Source organism: Bacillus sp. ISL-57, assembly GCF_018613135.1.
GTDB lineage: Bacteria > Bacillota > Bacilli > Bacillales > DSM-1321 > Peribacillus > Peribacillus frigoritolerans.
Genome location: NZ_JAGGQV010000012.1, coordinates 134,316 through 153,443, shown reverse-complemented (window position 1 = coordinate 153,443; position 19,128 = coordinate 134,316). Strand labels below are relative to the sequence as shown.

Here is a 19,128-nt window from a genome sequence, read left to right as displayed (position 1 = left end):
TTAATCCAATAAATATTACCGTAATTTTTTGGTGTGACTGCGAATGGCAGTCACTAAATATTTTAACGTCCTTCAGGCTTTTACCATTATAAACGACTCTTTATAAAAAAACCAGCACATTACAAAATATGTAAGGATATAAACCTTCAATTATTGAAAGCTATGGTTATATCCCAGGATTTTTTTCCCGATAATTCGACAGCTTAAACTGGATTGCCGGATACATGGATGCTTTTCTCACCCGCACTGTTGATACCCCGTGCCTGTATAAGTTTGACCGTTAACCATTGCGTCCTGCCACCCTAAAGTCCCATTAAATAACAAATGGATTACACGAAGTATCGACATCATTCCCCTCGGCTTTTTTATTCAGCTTTTTTCAAATAACTTATCCTAAAAAATTAATCCACCCCGATAATTTGAAGTGGAGATCATATTATTTTTATCATCCATAATAGATGCAATTTCCCAAATTTAACATAGATTGCGATTTCAAATCCCTCCTGGTACCGAAAAGGATGCAAAAGACAATATAATAGGAAGAAACTGAATTTTTCATTTTGGATGGAGGGTCATATTCTTACGATCGCAGCCCATATAAGCCATAGTGGCGGCAACAGCGGAATATGGACCTTGTCCTTTCCCATTCCCCTTAATTGGGGTTGGGGGCGCCTTATTATAAGCTTACCTGTGTTTTCAGGAATTCTTTTCTTCCCCTTTGTTAGTATATTTATTTGATCCAGGTTTATTATAAAAAATAAAAAATCCTGCCCCTCGATCGAGGACAGGATTATCTTTAATTATTTAAATTACTTAATGCCTTCTGAAACTTCTTTAACCATGGCGTCGACAGATTCTAAACCGCCGCCTGATAAGTACCAGTAGTTAGGGTCTAGATAAATGATGTTGCCTTCTTTAAATGCCTTTGTATTTTTAACAATGTCATTTTCAATCGTTTCTTTTGCTGCAGCTCCATCACCGGCAACCGCATCTCTGTCTACAACGAATAGGTAGTCAGGATTTTTTTCAGCAATGTATTCGAAAGAAATACTTTGACCATGTGTCGATACTTCCAATTTATCATCCACTGCAGGTACTCCGAATACATCATGGATGATTCCAAATCTTGAATCAGGTCCGTAAGCACTTACTTTTCCGCCGCTGGCAAGAACGATTAAACCAGTTTTGTCAGTCGGGGCTTTTTCTTTCAAAGCATTGATGTTTTCTTCAACACTTGCCAATTTTTTAGCGGCTTCGTCTTCTTTATCGAAGATTTTACCCAAAAGTGTTACGTTTTCTTCAAACGATTCCATATACTTTGTTGTATCCACACCTACAAAAACAGTAGGGGCAATTTTACTTAATTCTTTATATGCTTCGGATTGACGGCCAGAAATAAGGATTAAGTCTGGAGCAATTTCATTGATTTTTTCGAAGTCAGGCTCTTTTAATCCACCGGCATTTTCAGTTGTACCTTCATATTTAGAAAGGTATTCCGGAAGTCCATCATGAGGAACAGCTGCTACTTCCACACCTAATTTATCAAGAGTATCAAGAGTACCCATATCGAATACAACGACTTTTTCAGGGTTTGTTTTCACTTTCGTTTCGCCTAGTTGGTGCTTAACCGTAATCTCTTCGCTTTTAGCACTTTCCTTTTTCGTGCTTGATTCTTCTTTTTCCTTATCTGATCCACAAGCTACAGCCACTACAGCCAGCATTGCAACCAAAAGCAGTAAGGATAATTTCTTAATCATTATGGTCACCTCGAAAAAAATTTTTTATTTAAAATTACATATTGAATCCTCACCATCACAGAGTTCACCTTCAACACTTTTCCTGCCAGATGAACAGGAGGCGGCTAAAGTCATGGGCGCCCGCCAACTCTTAACTGCCTAAGAAGCGTACGAGGTGATTTCTGGACAGCTATGAATACTGAAGTAATTTAAAACCAAATGGAATTGTCTTACGTGAAGTACACACAGATCTTATTGTCATTGATACTTTGGATTTCAATATCCATATCATAAATTTCCTTTAACACTTTGGAATTGATGACTTGTTCGGTAGGCCCATTATGAACAACCTTGCCATCCTTCAATGCGACGATGTAGTCGGAATAACAGGATGCGAAATTAATGTCATGAATGACGATGATGACCGTTTTCCCCAATTCATCGGCCAACCTCCTCAATACCTTCATGATTTGGACGGAATGCTTCATATCAAGGTTGTTCAGGGGTTCATCAAGAAGCACATACTCCGTGTTCTGGGCAATGACCATGGCAATGAAGGCCCGCTGTTGCTGGCCGCCGCTAAGCTGGTCAAGGAACTTATCCTGCATGTCAGCAAGTTCCATATATTCAATCGCTTCATCGACGTATTTCCAATCCTCTTTCGTCAGCTTTCCTTGTGAATAAGGAAAACGGCCAAAGGCGACCAGTTCACGAATCGTTAAACGGATATTGATGTGGTTAGCCTGCTTTAAGATGGCAATCTTTTTCGCAAGTTCATTGCTATTGAATTTCCCCATATCCTTACCCTCGATAAGGACTTCTCCTGAATCCCGGGTAATGAGACGGCTGATCATCGAAAGAACGGTACTCTTCCCCGCTCCATTGGGACCGATGAAGGATGTGATTTTCCCTTTCATTATTTCAATGGAAACATCCTCGACAACCGTTTTATTATTATATTTTTTGAATAAATTTTTCACTTCTACCATGATTTATTCTCCTTTAATAGAAGATAGATGAAATAGACACCGCCGACAAAGTTGATGATGACACTTAAGGTCGTGGAAAACGTAAAGATCCTCTCTACAATGAATTGGCCGCCGACCAAGGCAATCACACTGATTAGCATTGCACCCGGGAGGATATGTTTATGCTGGTAGGACTTAATGAATTGATAAGCCACATTTGCAACAAGCAATCCGAGGAACGTGATCGGACCGATCAAGGCAGTCGAAATGGAAATTAAAACCGTAACGACGATTAAAACCCGCTTCGTGACAAAATCATAATTCACACCCAAGTTTATGGCTTGGTCTCTCCCAAGGGACATGACATCTAAATACTTCAAAAATCTCATGAAATATATCATTGCCGCAATCATGAGGATAATAGCTAACGTTAACAGGTCCGTGTTGACATTATTGAAGCTGGCGAACATTTTATTTTGAATGATTTGGAATTCATTCGGGTCAATCAATACCTGCATGAATGAAGACATGCTGCCGAATAAGGTTCCGAAGATGATACCGATCAGCAATAGGAAGTAAATATTGCGGTTTTTCTTGAACATGAACTTGAACAGCAGGCTTGCAAAAATGAGCATGGCCGCAAGTGTAATCAGGAAATTGAGATTTTTATTCATGATCATGATATGCGTTGAACCGAAGATGAAAATCACTCCCGTTTGAATCAGCATATACATGGAGTCCAACCCTAAAATGCTTGGCGTCAGGATTTTATTATTCGTGACCGTCTGGAAAATCACTGTTGAAAAAGCAATTGCACAACCAACCACGATGATGGCGACGATTTTTATGACCCTTCTCGGCAGTGCATAATCCCAATTCGGGCCAAGGTCCCAAAAGATATAACCTGCCGTTAAAGCGGCTGCAAGAACAGCCAATACAATGATCCTAATTTTATTATTCATATGCCTTTCTCCTCAGTATCAGATAGATAAATACGGCGCTTCCTATCACACCAACCACGAGTCCGATCGGGATTTCAAATGGATATATGAGGATCCTGCCCAGAATATCGCAGATCAATAGGAAGACTGCCCCTAGCAATGCTGTATGAGAAAGACTCTTTTTCAAATTGTCACCAAGGTAAAGGGATACAATATTTGGTACGATCAAACCTATGAAAGGAATCGTTCCCACCGTTAACAAAACGACAGTGGAGGATAATGCCACGATGATCAATCCAAAATTGACTATAAACTTATAATTGAGTCCTAGATTGATAGCAAACTCCTCTCCCATCCCTGCCACAGTGAATTTATTGGCAAAGAAGTATGCGAGAATGACTAGCGGGATACTTAGATATATAAGTTCGTACCTTCCCGACATGATCATCGAGAAATCACCATTCATCCATGTGTTGAGGCTTTGAATCAAATCATATTTATAGGCAAAGAAAGTCGAGATCGATCCTACGATATTACCAAACATCAAACCAACCAATGGAATGAAGATCGTATCCTTATATTTCACTTGATCAAGAATTTTCATGAACAAGAATGTACCTGCCAAAGCGAATATGAAAGCGAATGCCATTTTCTCAATGAGTGCTGCCGAAGGAAAAATGATAATGGCAAGAAGAAGTCCCAGCCTTGCAGAGTCCATGGTACCGGCAGTCGTCGGGGATACAAATTTATTGCGGCTCAATTGCTGCATGATCAGACCGCTTATACTCATCACAATACCGGCAATGACTATGGTCACCATTCTAGGGAAACGGCTTTGCAGCATGATTTGCACTTTATCATCACTTAGATTCAATAAATCCAGGGGGGTAATATCTTTTACACCAATGAATAATGACGTAAATGATAGAACAATTAACGCCATGACTAAATATCTTATCTTCATCTACATTTCCTACTCTTCCTATCTCACTTTAATACAGCGATAATATTTTTAATTAAATATATTTGAATAAAGACTATCAGTAAGTCACCTATTGAAATGGGACTCATTAAGTTGCAATAGTTACAAGGATCTTCCATTCATGATAATGAGATTCATTATCATTCATTCTTATTCTATCATTTCTTGGACATGTGTCAATATACACAAGGGAATTACTTGATATTCTCCCGATAGTCAAATTGTAATGAATTCGGATGAACCAATCATGCATTTCGTTTCAGAAAGTGATAAAATCAACATAACAAATATTTACTCTTCCAATGAAAGAAGCGATATGATGAAAAACTTGTTATCCAAAGTGTTCTCAAAAAAGGCGAAAATCCAGATTGAATTTTGCCAAAATAATCTTGACCGCTTCCTTAATGAACAAACAATTGCCGATTATGGTAAGTTCTTAGAGAATCCAAGGATTGAATATAAGGAATATGAATGTTTGAGTGAGTGTAAACTTTGTAAGAAAACCCCTTATGCGAAAGTGAACGGCCAGATAATGAGCGGTCAAGATTCACAGGATCTTTTAAATAAGTTATATGATGAATTGAAATGATACGGGCCAAGCAAATAGTTGATCTGTATCATTTTCACTTTCCACCTGTAATTATACAGAATACAGGTGATGAACATCTATTAAAAGGATTGCGAATTTCACCATGGAATCATTAATCTGGTCGTTACTTCCTGTTTTTATTTCAATTGCTCCAAAATCGAAGTTGATTCTAATCATACTTCTGCTTTTGTTTAATAATTAACCTATCTCACGAATCAAATACCCCCCCGAAAGTCTTATAAAATCCACAATCCATACCTTCAATTTCACCGTATATGTATGCTCAATCGCTATCAGCCTTCTCATTTTTAAACTAGTTCTATATACAAAGGAAAATATTGCTAATGGGGGATCTTACGGGTTAAACGGGGATAGTTAAGGCGCTTTCATTCAGTTACTCTCTAGGGAATGAAAAAAATAATTAAATCCCTTGTTAATATGAGTATCAAATTATATTTGATACGATAGTGATATTTCCTAGTGTAATCAATCAACACACGAGAAGCTGATTCATCAGGAAATCCTTTCTTTAATCAGGTATGTTCGTATGCCCCTTCTACTTTCACTTTAATTGACCGTGAAGGTAATTCCTCCCTTGTTCCTGATTTCAATTCGTAAAGAAGGGACTTTCCTTACTGACCTCGCAACCTGTTCGAAACACCCGGACCAAACGGAGGCTTGTGAGGAGATCCCGGATTTTTGTTTGCTCCCCTATGTTTAACATTAACTTCTTTCCCCCCTCATAAATTGAAGCCATACCATTTGAATGGCTCCATTGTCTTTAAGTAACTTCCTGATTTATTGATTCTTTAATATTTTTTGAATTTCACGCATGCTGACACTTCTTTCAAATGAGATTACTTCTAAATAATATATTTCCTTCCCTTACCATTGATATGCTGAATGGAATATCATGGTAGGAGTTGGCGAGCCTTCGTTTCAAGGAAATTTGTATAGGATAGGGCCAAGTCTTTATCGTAATGAATGTCACTAAGAGATTTAATCTCTTGAATTATTTGGTATGGGTCTTTTGGATTTTGATAAATACGTCCATATAACATCGTATCGTAAGAATCAATAATTCTGATAATCCTAGAAAGTAGGGGTATACTTTTTCCTTTCTTTCCGTAATATCCAGAACCATCAAAATTTTCATGATGAAATAAGATTACATCTGAAAATTCTGATGGGAATTGGGGGATGTTTTGTACTATTTGTGCTCCGTAAACTGTATGGTGCATAATCTCTTCATATTCGAGTTTTGTTAGTCTTTCTTTTTTATTTAATAATTGTTGAGGAATTTCTAATTTACCAATATCATGAAGAGCTCCTAAAATAAAAAGAAATTCTTGATTTTCGATTCCCAAATAACGTCCGAAACCAGATAAGTCATTCCCCACCCTAAATGAATGGCAAGTTGTCATTTTACAGTGTTTATATAAATTACATATTAATTCTTGTGTAGTTTCTATCATTCCGTACTCTCCTTATAAATAATCTAAATTTAAGTAGATAGAATAATTGATTATTATTTAATAAATGTTATCAAGTAATACATCTAATACATCAATTAATTTCATCACTTCTTAAGAGTACCTCTTCAAAATTCAGACAATATATCTTTGTTGAAACCGAATAAATTAAAATTGGGACGTATCTTTTTACAACAGAAGTATAATTGAATTACCTAATCCAAAAATCCAACTGTTTTTATGGGATAGTACTTACAACACCTCAAAAAAGAAGTTACATATATGATCTTAACTGTAGAGAGGTTTTGGTTAAGTTTCTGTTATTCTGATTTAATACTAAAATACAATATAAATTTGCCATCATCTCACATAGTTAAAAGTCTCTAAAAAATAGGTAAGATCCGCCGAAAATAATCGGTGAAACTTACCTAAAAAAATGGGGTTGAGAGTATGTGCAAACAAGACTACTTACATTGCTAATATAAGACATGAAAATACCTATAGTATTTCTTTATTGAAGCTTACTACTTCATATTAGATATATTTTTAAAGATAGTTTGTCCCAAATCAATTGTCTTCTCATGTACTTTTTCCCGATTAGTCTTATGTTAGTTGGAAAAAGTGTCTACCTAACCCGCTTCAGCTGTAACTTCTACAAATCTTTCGGGCTGCTCCTGAGCAGACAAGTATGATCTCAAAACTTTCATTTTATAGCCCTGTTCAACATGCTCATAAGGTATCAATTTAACTCTTTCAAAAACAAGGCAATTTATATTTATTCACAATCCGAATCGCATTTTCATAGAGAATACTCATCAAAACAACTTCAACAAATTTCCGTTAAAACAGCCCCATAAATTTATTTTGACTAGAGTATATGCCGTTTATCGAAACTATGAGCCCTTTTTATTATTTATTGTCAAATCCCCTTTTCTTACCTTCTAATAGTGCTTCTTCCTCTTGAAATATAACTTTTTTGAAAATAATTTCATTCTTATCATGATCATTCTAAATTTCATTTAACTAAGTGAATTATGCTTCTTATTCCTTCTTTATCCTTCTAGCGTTAAATTTACAGTACCGGACAAAACACAACAGTCCTAAGTCATTCAACTAAATATCCATGGGTCTAATTTCTTATATGAAGTCTCACAACCCATCTTTGAAATTAGTTCTAATGATTTATTTTATAGAATGTAATTAACACATGACATTCCTTTTATATTACAAACTACTCATTCCTCTCATTTCTTTATTGAACATAAATAACTGCCAAGGAGGGACAAACAACGGGAAAACGAGGAGTTATTAGTAGAATTGGTACAGTGTTTTATCGATGCACTGGGTTTTTCATGCAAATCCAAGGAATGGTCATGTTCAACATATATTAAAATTAAAAAGGGGAAATACAAAATGAGTATCACAAAAGCCTTAATTAAAGGATTAATGTCCTTAGCAGCATTATTGTTATTCGCGACACCTACATTCGCAGCAATCGATCCCAATGCAGTGACTGGAAGTACAGATGGCCTTGGAGCAACTTCTCAAGGTCATATTACGATTACACCTGGAGACGAAACTACAGGACCAACTGACCCGATTTTCCCAAGTGAACCAGGTGGTGAAACAGGTAACGAAGGTTCATTAACGATTGATAATGTTTCACCTTTAGAATTCGATACCCACCAATTAGCGAGCGGTGCAGTAGAATATACAACTACATCTATAGATCCTAACGTACAAGTAACCGATAAGCGTGGTACAGGTGTTGGTTGGGCTTTGCAAGTAGCAACCTCACCATTTACGGATCAAACGGATGGCACTAAGATTTTAAAAGGTGCAATTGTAACATTACCAATCGGTGCTGCTGAGACGAATCCAGGAAATGTTTCTCCACCACCTGAACTAAGGGAAGTACAATTAGGTACGGATAGTGGAACAACTAATCCCCAAATCCTCATGAGAGCTGATGTGAACACAGGATTAGGGACTTGGGTAGATAAACTTGATCCAAACAGCATTAAAATTTCCGTTCCATCAGGAAACTTAGCAGGAGATTATGTATCGACTTTAACTTGGAGTCTAGTGGACGCCCCACAATAATAAATAAACGAAATAGGAGATTGGAAAAATGAAAGCATTTAGTTTATCAGCAGCAGGCAGTATTATCTTGGCCGGAACACTTCTTTCAACAAGTTCCGCACAGGCGGCTGTCATAAATGACGCGACTTCTAATAATTATATTGGCTTTATTGCAGATGAGGGGCCAACAAATCCAGTAGATCCTACAAATCCGGACAATCCTAATCCACCAAGTCCAATTGATCCCGAAGATCCAGGCAATGGAGGTACTGGAAATACTGGGGCATTAACTCTGGACCATGCCTCAAACATCCAATTTGGAACACAAAAAATCATGAGTGGAAACACGACTTATAATGCTGAAAATACAGACCCCTTTGTACAAGTTTCAGATAAACGTGGAACGGGCGAAGGATGGTCTTTGACAGCAAAGGCTTCAGAATTTAAAAGCGATACTGGAGAAGTATTGAAAGGAGCTATTTTATCTTTCAAAAATGGACAAGTGAAATCACAAACCAGTAATGTTTCCACACCACCAACTGCTAATGATGTTGTATTTGATAATACAGATTCCAAAGTACTTATGTTAGCTGAAGTAGATGCAGGTCGCGGAACATGGCTAGATGTTTTTTCAGGTACTGAAGGCGATAATAGTAACGTACAATTAAGTGTTTTGGCGGGATCAGCTGATGCTCAAAACTATACAGCTACTATGACATGGGAATTATCTGACGCACCGAAATAAATTCAAATTCAAAAACTTGGCTTAATTAATTATTATAGCCAAGTTTTTTTAAAAAAATGACATCATGAAATTAGAGATGTGAGGGATAGAAAAAATGAAAAATATGTTATCCATTATGGTTTTAATATTATTGATTGGATTAGGATTTGTTTCCAATAATAAAGTGGCCTTTGCTGGTACTATGGAGTATTCAGTAAAAGCCAATATTCCCAAAAACCAAGTTAATAAAAAGCTCACCTATTTTGACTTGAAGATGGCTCCAGGTTCAAAACAAACGATATCTTTAACAGTTAAAAACACTTCTAGTGAAGAAAAAAAGATAATGATCGAACCCAATTCAGCTATTACCAATCAAAATGGAGTGATTGACTATAGCAAACATGGACACAAAAAAGACAGCTCATTAAAGTATGCTTTTTCTGATCTGATATCCCCAAAGCAAGAAATTACAATGAAAGGAAAAGAAACGAAGAAAGTGCCCTTTACTATTCAAATGCCCAAAGAGTCATTTGATGGAATTATTTTGGGTGGATTCTATGTACACGAAATAAATAAAGAGGACAAAAAGAAAGAAAATAATAAAGTTCAAATCAAAAATGAATTTTCGTATGTGATTGGCGTGAAATTAACCGAAACGGATGAAGTTGTTAAGCCGAAATTAAAGTTAAATGAAGTTCAAGCAGGGTTGATGAACTATCGTACGGTTGTTACTGCGAATTTACAAAATACAGAAGCTGTCATAATAAATAACTTGGATGTAAATGCACGTATTACGAAGGAAGGAAAAAAAGAGAAGCTCCACTCAACGAAGAAAAGTAAGTTATCCATGGCACCGAATTCTAATTTTGACTTTCCTATTACCTGGGATAATCAAAAGTTGGAACAAGGTAAATATCATTTATATTTAACAGTTACAGACGGTAATCAGACATGGAAATTCGATAAAATGTTTGAAATTAAAGGTGCAGATGCAAAAGAACTAAATAAAACGGCCGTTGAGGTTGAGAAAGACTATACCCTCATTTTTGTAGGGCTGGCTTTGTTGATTTTAGTACTAATTGCAATAATCTTCTTCTTACTTAGAAAGAAAAGGAGAAAGGACATTGAAAAATAAAAAAAGTTTCTCAAGAGCTGCCCTTTTCCTCATTTTAGTAAATGCATTATTTTTTTCAAACATTGGGTTGCCATCCTATAAAGCGGAAGCAGCGAATGAAAATAATCCTCCTTCTAAAATTGATGTTTCGAATATATTTACAACTCCTATAACTGGATCAAGTAGTAAAGTTACCAATGGTAATATGGTTGAAATAACTAATAGTACGTGGCAAAAAGGAGGTATTTGGTCCACAGAGATTAATAAAATGGACCTGACAAGAAATTTCACTTCCTCAATGTACATGTATTTTGGAAATAATGGAGATTCCGCTGCAGATGGTATGGCTTTTGTTATGCATAATGATGCTAGAGGTACAAATGCGACTTCTACAAATACTGGGGGGACACTTGGCGTTTGGGGATGGGAAGGTAATTCAACTAAAGCGATTCAAAAAAGTTTCGCAGTTGAGTTTGATACATGGCATAATTCTTCTGATTTTGATTATTATGTTTCTAATAAAGATCATATCGCATGGAACTTTCCAGGAAGGCCTGAGGCCTTTAATCATGTTGGTGCTTGGGGTATAAAACATAATGATATCCAATATACGACGGGTAACCTTGCAAATGATGTTTGGCGTAAATTTACCATCACCTGGGATGCCGCTGGGCAAAAACTAACTTATCAATTAGCTGGTACTAACGCCGTCACGGTTCCGATTGATCCAATGGTTATATTTGGCTCAACGTCAGTTTATTGGGGATTTACGGGTGCGACAGGGGAAAATGCTACTATACACCGTACTACCTTCGATTCTGTACCTGGCCTAGTGAATGCCGATCTTACCAAGAAAATTACTAGAAACGATGGATCTGTTGTGAATAATGGAGATCCTGTCTATAAAGGAGAAGAATTAACCTATTCGATTAACGCAAAGTATTTATCTGGAAAACAGGATTGGATGAATTTAATTGCAAATAGTAAATTAAATGATCACGTTACTTATATTCCAGAATCTATGACCTTAACGACCTCTGGCACGACTACAGAAGTAGAAGATAGTGTATGGTCAGGGAAATCGTTTAACCTTAGTCTTCCAAATATGAATAGTAGTATGAACGAAATCACTATTTCTTATAAAGTAAAAGTCAATGAGGTAACCGTTGATACACCAATAAGTGAAATAGTTAATTTTGTAGGTAGTAACTATATAACGAAAACGCATCCAGTAGATTATGTCATTCAAGCTAACCATGTACCTGAAGTGACTATAAATGAAAAAGGCCCCATTCACTTAGCTGTTGGTGAAGATTATCAAGCAAAGGGCACTTGGAAAGATTCAGATGATTCCACAAATACCTTATATTATGACTTAGATGGCGAGTTGCTAAAATCCGAAGTGCTAGACAATGGAGGTTCAACTGAACCGGTAGACTGGAGCTATCTTATAACATCAGATCAGTTAAAATTAGGAGAAAATAATCTTCAAGTCACAGCAAGAGATGGTAAAGGCGCTCATTCAGTTTCCGCTAATTTGAAAATCATTGTTGAAAGTCCTCCAGCCATTACGTTAACGGATGCTAATCGGGAAATTCCTGTTGATTTTGGCACTGAGTATACGATTAGTGGCAGTTGGAACGACCTTGATAGTAATCTAGTTGATTTATATTATGCAGCGAACAGTAATACTCCTGTAAAATTTGCTTCTAATGTATCAAATTCTACTAACAAAGGTGAAGACATTAACTATCAATACAGCATTCCGGCAGATCAATTGTCCATAGGGATGCATCAAGTTTCAGTTTATGCTGTAGATGATACGGGTCGAAAATCAAATATTGAAGTAGTGAACGTCAATGTAACGGGAAAATTAAGTTTCATGAGTGTAACTGAAAATGTCAGTTTTGAAAATATGCAAATACCGAATCAACCAACCTATTCAAAAAGAAATAATGATTGGGACATCCTTGTGAACGATACCCGTGGATCGGGAAGTTCATGGCGTCTCACAGCAACATTAATGGAGGAATTCTCAGATAGTCAAGGGCATTTTTTGAGGGATGCATTAAAGTTTGTTAACGAGGATGGAATTGAAACAACAATGGCGCTTGGAACTGAGACGAATGTTTATGAAATGATTACACAAGAGGAACAAAATGTATCGATTAACTGGGAATCAGATAAAGGTATACTGCTAAAAATTGATCCTTTTGTTTATATAGGTAATTATATCGGGAAAATTAATTGGAATCTAATTGATGCTCCATAAATAATAACTCATCAGTTAATCGTAACTTGAAGAAATGATATGAACTGAATAGGTTCCTTAGGACAATTCGCGGGTAGAAATCCTTATTTTATATACTTGTTTCATTTCATTGTTACGAATAGGTTTAATAAACGTTCTAAAAATATAGAAAATCAGAAGGGTAGGAGAAGCTGCCTAAATGACTACCACAATTGCTATTATAGATGATCATCAACTTTTCCGAGAAGGGGTTAAACGAATCCTTGAAATTGAAGAATCTTTTCAAGTTATTGCCGAAGGTGTAGATGGTAACGAAGTAGCTTCTATTGAAAAAGAATATAAGCCAGACGTTTTCATAATCGATATAAGTATGCCACTAATGAATGGACTCGAAGCAACACGCAGGCTAATCGAAAATAACCCCAATACAAAAGTAATGATCTTATCCATAAGTGAAGATGAACATTATGTAACCGAAGCACTTCAAAGCGGTGCATTAGGTTATCTGCTTAAAGAGATGAGCGCAAGTGAACTTATTGATGCTGTTCATCTTGTTGCGGAGGGCGGTACTTATTTGCATCCAAAGGTGATCAACAATATACTAAATGAATATCGAAAATTAGTTGAAAAAAACTTAAGTGAAGATGAAGCTTTTGAGCAATCTCTTAAGCTTTGTCGCCCACTCCACCTGTTAACAAATCGCGAATGTGAAGTCCTCCAATTGCTTACAGATGGAAAAAGCACCTCCCAAATCGGCGAAGCACTTTTCATAAGTGAAAAGACAGTAAGAAATCATGTCAGCAGAATACTCCAAAAGGTAAAAGTAAATGACCGCACTGAAGCAGTTATCCATGCGATTAAAAATAACTGGGTCAAAATATAATAATAGATCTGACTTTTCATTACGAAAGTTAATGGTTGAAATAATGTAACAATCACCTGCCTACTCGTTAACAGGCCACAAAAAAGATAAAGACCGGTTTAAGCACTTACTTTATGTAAGTGCTTTTTGGTACACATACAGTCATGATCATCATCTTCTTAAAAGTTGCGTTTCTAATGAGAAAGAAAAATACATTAAATAACTGGGTGTGTGCCATAAGCGGGACGGTAATTTCTAATTTTCGGAATATTACCCCAAGAAAGTGAAGGTACTATTAAAAAACGGGACTTAGTTACTATCAGAATCGATGTAAACATTCTAGGTTAGGAATGTAAACTCCTTAAACGGAGAAAATAAAATGAGAATTCTTTTGTAGTCTTAGGTTTAGGAATAGATTTTGATCAATTACGAAATAGGTGATAATATGAATCGATTTTATAAACGTTATTCAGACTTGATCTTTCATTTACTTAATAATAACAAATGGATTAGTATAGCTGAATTATGCGATAAAACAGAGTATTCAAAAAGTACTATTTGGCGAGATTTAGAAATCCTGGAGTCTATTTTCCCTGACGGATGGGTTTTGAAAAAAAGTGAGAATCTTGGAGTTCGTCTAATTAAACCTGAAAATGGTACATTAGAAAGTTTATTAACACAAATAAGAGAAAAGAATTCCTATTTACACACATTAAAGTTAATTCTTTTGAACGATGGTGTTGATATTTCCCAGATATCCCAAGCGGTTTATATTAGTCGTTCCACTGCATACCGTCACCTTGAAAAATTACAAGAGGTTGTGAGTGAGGCAGGTGTTACATTAACTGCAAGCCCCTTTAAAGTCATTGGGGATGAAAAAAAGATTAGAAGATTCATCATGCAATATTTGGACTTCATGTCGGTTGAATCCAATATCATTAAAGATGATTCACTCGATACGATAAAATTTCAAACAGAATTATTACAGCTGTTTTCAAAATATTCAATGTCTTGCAGAACAGGCGCCTTACAGCGATTAACAATGATTTTATCTTTATCAAATTTTCGTGTCTCCATGGGGCATTATATCTCATTTCCTAAAAAACTTATAAATACTTACGAGGGTAGTAAATATTTTGAGCTCTCGAAAGAATTGGTAAACTATATGGCCAAATGCCCTACAAGAGATATTCAACTACAAGAAATTCTCTTCTTTGCTATTTATATCATGAGTGAGGAACGACCATTAAATAGATCACAGTACATCAATTATATTAAAAAAAGAATGAGGAGCCAAAAAGGACTTCCCTTGATGAAATTTTTAAAATGTCTTTCTAAATATGTTGGTTTTAATCTATCACAAGATGATATCTTTTTATTTCATTTATCCCAAACATTAAAAAGGATACAAGTTGAAACTGAATTTGAAACGGAAAGTGCAGGAAATTCAATGCTGCAGTTCCTTCCATACTTTGAAACAAATCCGATTTTCGAGGTAATTGAGGAAATGGCAATTGAAAGTTTTTCTTCAGTGCCTTTAACGATTAAGAAACTTGATGTTTTAGAGATATTTTCACTTCTACAGTCTGTTGTCTTGAGAAAATGGAATCAACATACAATACAGGTTGCGTTAATGTGCAGAACTTATAACGAAAAAGATTATATTAGGGAAGTATTAAAATATCACTATGGTAATAAAGTGGCTATCTCAACATTGGATCCATCCAGCATTGATTTGCTTTTCAAATATGAGGAGTTTGATTTGCTCATTTCTACCGAAGTTGGTAATAATACAAATATGCTAATTGAGCACATCCCTACCATTCAAGTATCGTCCTTTCCCACCCCTTCAGAATTAATAAATATTAAACATTTTATAGAACAGCATTTTTATGGAAATTTAGGCATAGAACCGGAAATGATCCATCCATTTGGTACTAATGAACGTCCTTGTTAATGACCATAAGAGCTCGAGTAGAAGAAAATCAGTATATTTGCTAACCCGAATTTCTCTCATAATTCGGGTTAGATGATTTAAAACATGCCTTCTTTGAATCCAACCTAACTTCTGATAATTGACACTTCGGCCGGAATCTATGCCTTACCATTTATTCACTGCTTCTTTCGGGGATGTCTTGTTCTAATATTTCCAAAATAACTCTGATACAGAAGGAAGCAGCACCATCGGCGGTTTCCATTTCATGTATAGCAGGATATAGCAGGAACCGGTTGGCTTTTTGGGGTTCGATACCCCTCCCCTAAAAGGCGCATGCCTTTCTCGGAAAAAAACGGAGCTCCCCCTCTTTCATTTCATCCAATTCCTCAATATAGCCTTCCAGCCAATCTTCAGCTAATTTTTCAGGTTGAAAACCGTTATACAATCATTTGGAAACCACACATCTTCCCCATATTGCCGTCTACTTCCAACAGTCTCCTGCATCCTTTACAGGCATATTTATAAATTCATAGAAAACCTTTACATCCCCATGAATTTACTAAATTTCAAACTCTTTCTCAATAAGGGGCAAATTCTTCGTACCTCTCTTGGCTGAATTTTAATATCGTTATTTACTCCTAAAGACATCAAAACCACTTCCTCTTTTTATTTGCTCTTAGAATAAACTAAAAGTAAACATTATACCAATCATGAAAATTGCATTTTGAGCATGAAAAACACCTTAAAAAAAAGAATTAGAGGTATCTTAGTCAGTAATCGTTATAAATTTGATTAAGAAAACGATTTTCAATATTTTTTCAGAGTTTGAAAAAAACCTTTCTAAAAATGAAATAGACTACTTTTCACTAATAACATTTCCAGTTTATTTATAAATGGGCCTTTCGAAACGACAGCAGTGGTTCATAAAGGGGCTGAAACGGTTCCCAAACCCTTCTGTATCAGCAAAAATTGCTGAAAATAAAAAATACATGAAGGTAGCTGTTGAAAGTATGGTCAATGATTTAATAGTTTCCGCTGAACTGGAAAGCGGACATTCCACAAGGGAGTCGTCACTTCAAAAACTCGAGATTTCCCAAAAGGAAGCTATGTTTTCGACATGGGGTCATCCTGATGCCAACTTCCTCTCCCTTGCCCTCGAACCCGAAGGCATAGACAGCTACGTGCTGCCGATTTACCGCTATGTGCGGTCATCTTCCTTACCAGTTAAATGATGCATAGGATCTAAAATGACGCTTTGGCAGCTCTCATTGCCAAAGCGTTTTTAGTTCCCCCTCCTTTATTCATGTGGGACGATGCACCTGACCTGATTTCTTGAATGCAACGACAAGTTTTGAATATACATATAAACGGAAATGTGTTTTTAGAGGAGGAAAGTCATTGAACCAACATGTACAATCGGAAATCAATCGCCTTGTTCATCGCTTGAAACAAGACCAATCCGCTGATGGTTCGTGGAATTATCCCTTTGACACCGGGATAACAGCAGATGCCTATATGATCATATTATTGAAAATTCTAGATATGGAAGATACTTCACTTATAGATGCTTTAGTAAAAAGAATCGAAAGCAAGCAAACGGAAAATGGGTCATGGAAACTTTTCCAAGATGAGAAGGACGGCAATGTTACGGTTACGATCGAGGCTTACTATGGCCTTCTTTTTAGCGGACTCCGCAATAAGAATCATCCCCATATGAGGAAAGCCAAACAATTCATTCTTTCCAAGGGCGGCATCAAACAGGCCAAAATGTTAACGAAAATGATGCTTACTGTCACCGGACAATATCAATGGCCGCGCCTATTCCCCATTCCACTCGAAGTGGTCTTACTGCCTCCGACCTTTTTCGTCAGCATTTATGACCTTTCCGTTTATGGGCGGGTCAATATGATTCCATTGCTATTGCTTGGCCATAAAAAGTTTCAGATCACGACCCCGGACACGCCAAGTTTAAAAGATTTATTCCAAACAAGGGAGGACAGTTCCGAAGAGCAAGTGTGGGAAGAATACCGTACCGAAGAATATCGTTCCTTCTTCTCCAAACTTCAAACAGGCGTCAAAGCCTTGATTGGTTATCCGGATTATTTGCATTCCTTGGCCTTGGATTCAACGAAAAGGTTCATGCTCGACAGGCTGGAACCAGATGGGACACTGTACAATTATTTCGGCTCTACCTTTTTCATGATCTTTGCCCTCCTTTCAATAGGATATTCGAAAAGAGATCCAGTGATTCTAAAGGCCATTGCCGGTCTGAAGGGGATGGCCTGCTCCATTGAGGGACACACACATATCCAGTTCACGACGCCCCATGTTTGGAATACCTCCTTAATAAGTTACGCCCTTCAAGAAGCGGGAATGCCTTTCAAAGACAAAACGGTCAAGGCCGCCAATCAGTACTTACTGTCACGCCAGCATTATATGTATGGAGATTGGCTGATCCATAATCCTGATGCAATTCCTGGAGGCTGGGGGTTCTCGGATTTGAATACCATGAATCCGGATGTCGATGATACGACCGCCTCACTGCGGGCGCTGGCAAAGCAATTGCAAGCGAAACCGGATAATCGGGACAGCTGGCAGCGCGGTGTCGCCTTCACGATTTCCATGCAAAATGATGATGGTGGATTTCCAGCCTTCGAACGGAATAACGACCATAAATGGCTGCAGCTTCTTCCTATAGAGGGTTCGAAATATCTCCTGACTGACCCTTCCACCGCTGATCTGACAGGAAGGGCGCTGGAATTCCTGGGGAACTATACAAATATGAAGAAGCCGGAAGAAGTCAGTAAAAGAGCGGTGGATTGGCTATTGGAAGACCAGAAACGAGATGGCTCCTGGTATGGGCGCTGGGGCATCTGCTTTCTATATGGCACATGGTCTGCACTGACCGGCATGAAGGCAGCAGGGCAAGCCACTGGACATCCATCCATCCAAAAAGCCTTAACTTGGTTGAAGAAAATTCAAAATGAAGATGGCGGCTGGGGTGAATCTTGTTACAGTGATATCAAGCAGCGATATATCCCCCTCGGAACAAGCACACTGACACATACAGCCTGGGCTGTGGATGCGTTGATATCGGCATCGGAAAAGCCGACAGCCGAGATTGAAAAAGGCATTGCCTATCTCATCCGTGCAGGTCAACAAGAAAGCTGGACCAATGATTATCCTGCAGGCCAGGGAATGGCGGATTTTTTGTATATCCATTATCATAGCTATCGCTATATATATCCCCTTTTAGCCTTAAGTCATTACAATAAAAAATTCCTGGAGACTTAATCGCCAGTGTTTTTTTCATATTAAAGGTGAATATGTGGATTACCTGTGGAAAAGTAGTGAATAACACCGGAAAGTTATCCACAATCCGAGGTTATCCACATTCATTTATCCGTAAAAGTGGCAAAAGCAAGAATTTCCCCATCAAATTTGTTGATTCATTCATTTCGGCTATGTAAA

At 37.1% G+C, this 19,128-nt stretch carries 14 protein-coding genes; 9 read left to right on the top strand and 5 right to left on the bottom strand.

Annotated elements, in window-relative coordinates:
- Positions 1–809 precede the first annotated feature (809 nt).
- From J7I90_RS17335 to J7I90_RS17320, 4 genes are all read right to left on the bottom strand, one after another.
- Entirely contained in the window at positions 810–1,754 is a 945-nt protein-coding gene (locus J7I90_RS17335) for a siderophore ABC transporter substrate-binding protein (protein WP_214773184.1), read from the bottom strand.
- A gap of 212 nt (positions 1,755–1,966) precedes the next feature.
- Positions 1,967–2,725 carry an iron ABC transporter ATP-binding protein gene (locus J7I90_RS17330; protein WP_214773051.1) on the bottom strand — a complete coding sequence of 253 codons (759 nt, stop codon included), beginning with the start codon at positions 2,723–2,725 and terminating at the stop codon, positions 1,967–1,969.
- Positions 2,719–3,666 (bottom strand): iron chelate uptake ABC transporter family permease subunit, encoded by a 948-nt coding sequence (locus tag J7I90_RS17325; protein WP_214773050.1) that lies wholly within the window; start codon positions 3,664–3,666, stop codon positions 2,719–2,721. The genes J7I90_RS17330 and J7I90_RS17325 overlap by 7 nt, the downstream gene beginning before the upstream one ends.
- On the bottom strand, positions 3,659–4,609 hold the full coding sequence (locus tag J7I90_RS17320; RefSeq protein ID WP_053536781.1) for an ABC transporter permease: 951 nt from the start codon (positions 4,607–4,609) through the stop codon (positions 3,659–3,661). The genes J7I90_RS17325 and J7I90_RS17320 overlap by 8 nt, the downstream gene beginning before the upstream one ends.
- 244 nt (positions 4,610–4,853) lie before the next feature.
- Here J7I90_RS17320 and J7I90_RS17315 point away from each other — a divergent pair, with 244 nt between their 5' ends.
- Complete coding sequence (locus J7I90_RS17315; protein ID WP_214773049.1) at positions 4,854–5,216, top strand: DUF1450 domain-containing protein; 363 nt, start codon at positions 4,854–4,856, stop codon at positions 5,214–5,216.
- Positions 5,217–6,127: 911 nt separating this feature from the next.
- Here the strand turns inward: J7I90_RS17315 and J7I90_RS17310 are convergent.
- Positions 6,128–6,691, bottom strand: coding sequence for an HD-GYP domain-containing protein (locus tag J7I90_RS17310; protein WP_214773048.1), 564 nt, complete (start codon positions 6,689–6,691; stop codon positions 6,128–6,130).
- Positions 6,692–8,101: 1,410 nt separating this feature from the next.
- On the opposite strand from J7I90_RS17310, the gene J7I90_RS17305 reads away from it, so the two are divergent.
- The 8 genes from J7I90_RS17305 to shc all read left to right on the top strand — a co-directional run bounded on the left by J7I90_RS17305 (position 8,102) and on the right by shc (position 18,951).
- Positions 8,102–8,791, top strand: coding sequence for a WxL domain-containing protein (locus J7I90_RS17305; RefSeq protein WP_214773047.1), 690 nt, complete (start codon positions 8,102–8,104; stop codon positions 8,789–8,791).
- A 28-nt stretch (positions 8,792–8,819) separates the two neighbouring features.
- Positions 8,820–9,515, top strand: coding sequence for a WxL domain-containing protein (locus J7I90_RS17300; protein ID WP_214773046.1), 696 nt, complete (start codon positions 8,820–8,822; stop codon positions 9,513–9,515).
- 94 nt (positions 9,516–9,609) lie between these two features.
- Entirely contained in the window at positions 9,610–10,629 is a 1,020-nt protein-coding gene (locus J7I90_RS17295) for a WxLIP family cell surface protein (RefSeq protein ID WP_214773045.1), read from the top strand.
- On the top strand, positions 10,619–12,880 hold the full coding sequence (locus J7I90_RS17290) for an L-type lectin-domain containing protein (RefSeq protein ID WP_214773044.1): 2,262 nt from the start codon (positions 10,619–10,621) through the stop codon (positions 12,878–12,880). Before J7I90_RS17295 ends, J7I90_RS17290 begins: the two co-directional genes overlap by 11 nt.
- 178 nt (positions 12,881–13,058) lie before the next feature.
- Entirely contained in the window at positions 13,059–13,742 is a 684-nt protein-coding gene (locus J7I90_RS17285) for a response regulator transcription factor (RefSeq protein ID WP_214773043.1), read from the top strand.
- Positions 13,743–14,166: 424 nt separating this feature from the next.
- Positions 14,167–15,678 (top strand): AcpB/EbpR/MafR family transcriptional regulator, encoded by a 1,512-nt coding sequence (locus tag J7I90_RS17280; protein WP_214773042.1) that lies wholly within the window; start codon positions 14,167–14,169, stop codon positions 15,676–15,678.
- A gap of 872 nt (positions 15,679–16,550) precedes the next feature.
- Positions 16,551–16,889, top strand: a complete 339-nt coding sequence (locus J7I90_RS17275; protein ID WP_214773041.1) for a hypothetical protein — start codon at positions 16,551–16,553, stop codon at positions 16,887–16,889.
- A gap of 166 nt (positions 16,890–17,055) precedes the next feature.
- The gene (shc, locus tag J7I90_RS17270; protein WP_214773040.1) at positions 17,056–18,951 is read left to right on the top strand and encodes a squalene--hopene cyclase; all 1,896 of its coding nucleotides are present in this window, start codon (positions 17,056–17,058) and stop codon (positions 18,949–18,951) included.
- Positions 18,952–19,128: the final 177 nt, after the last annotated feature.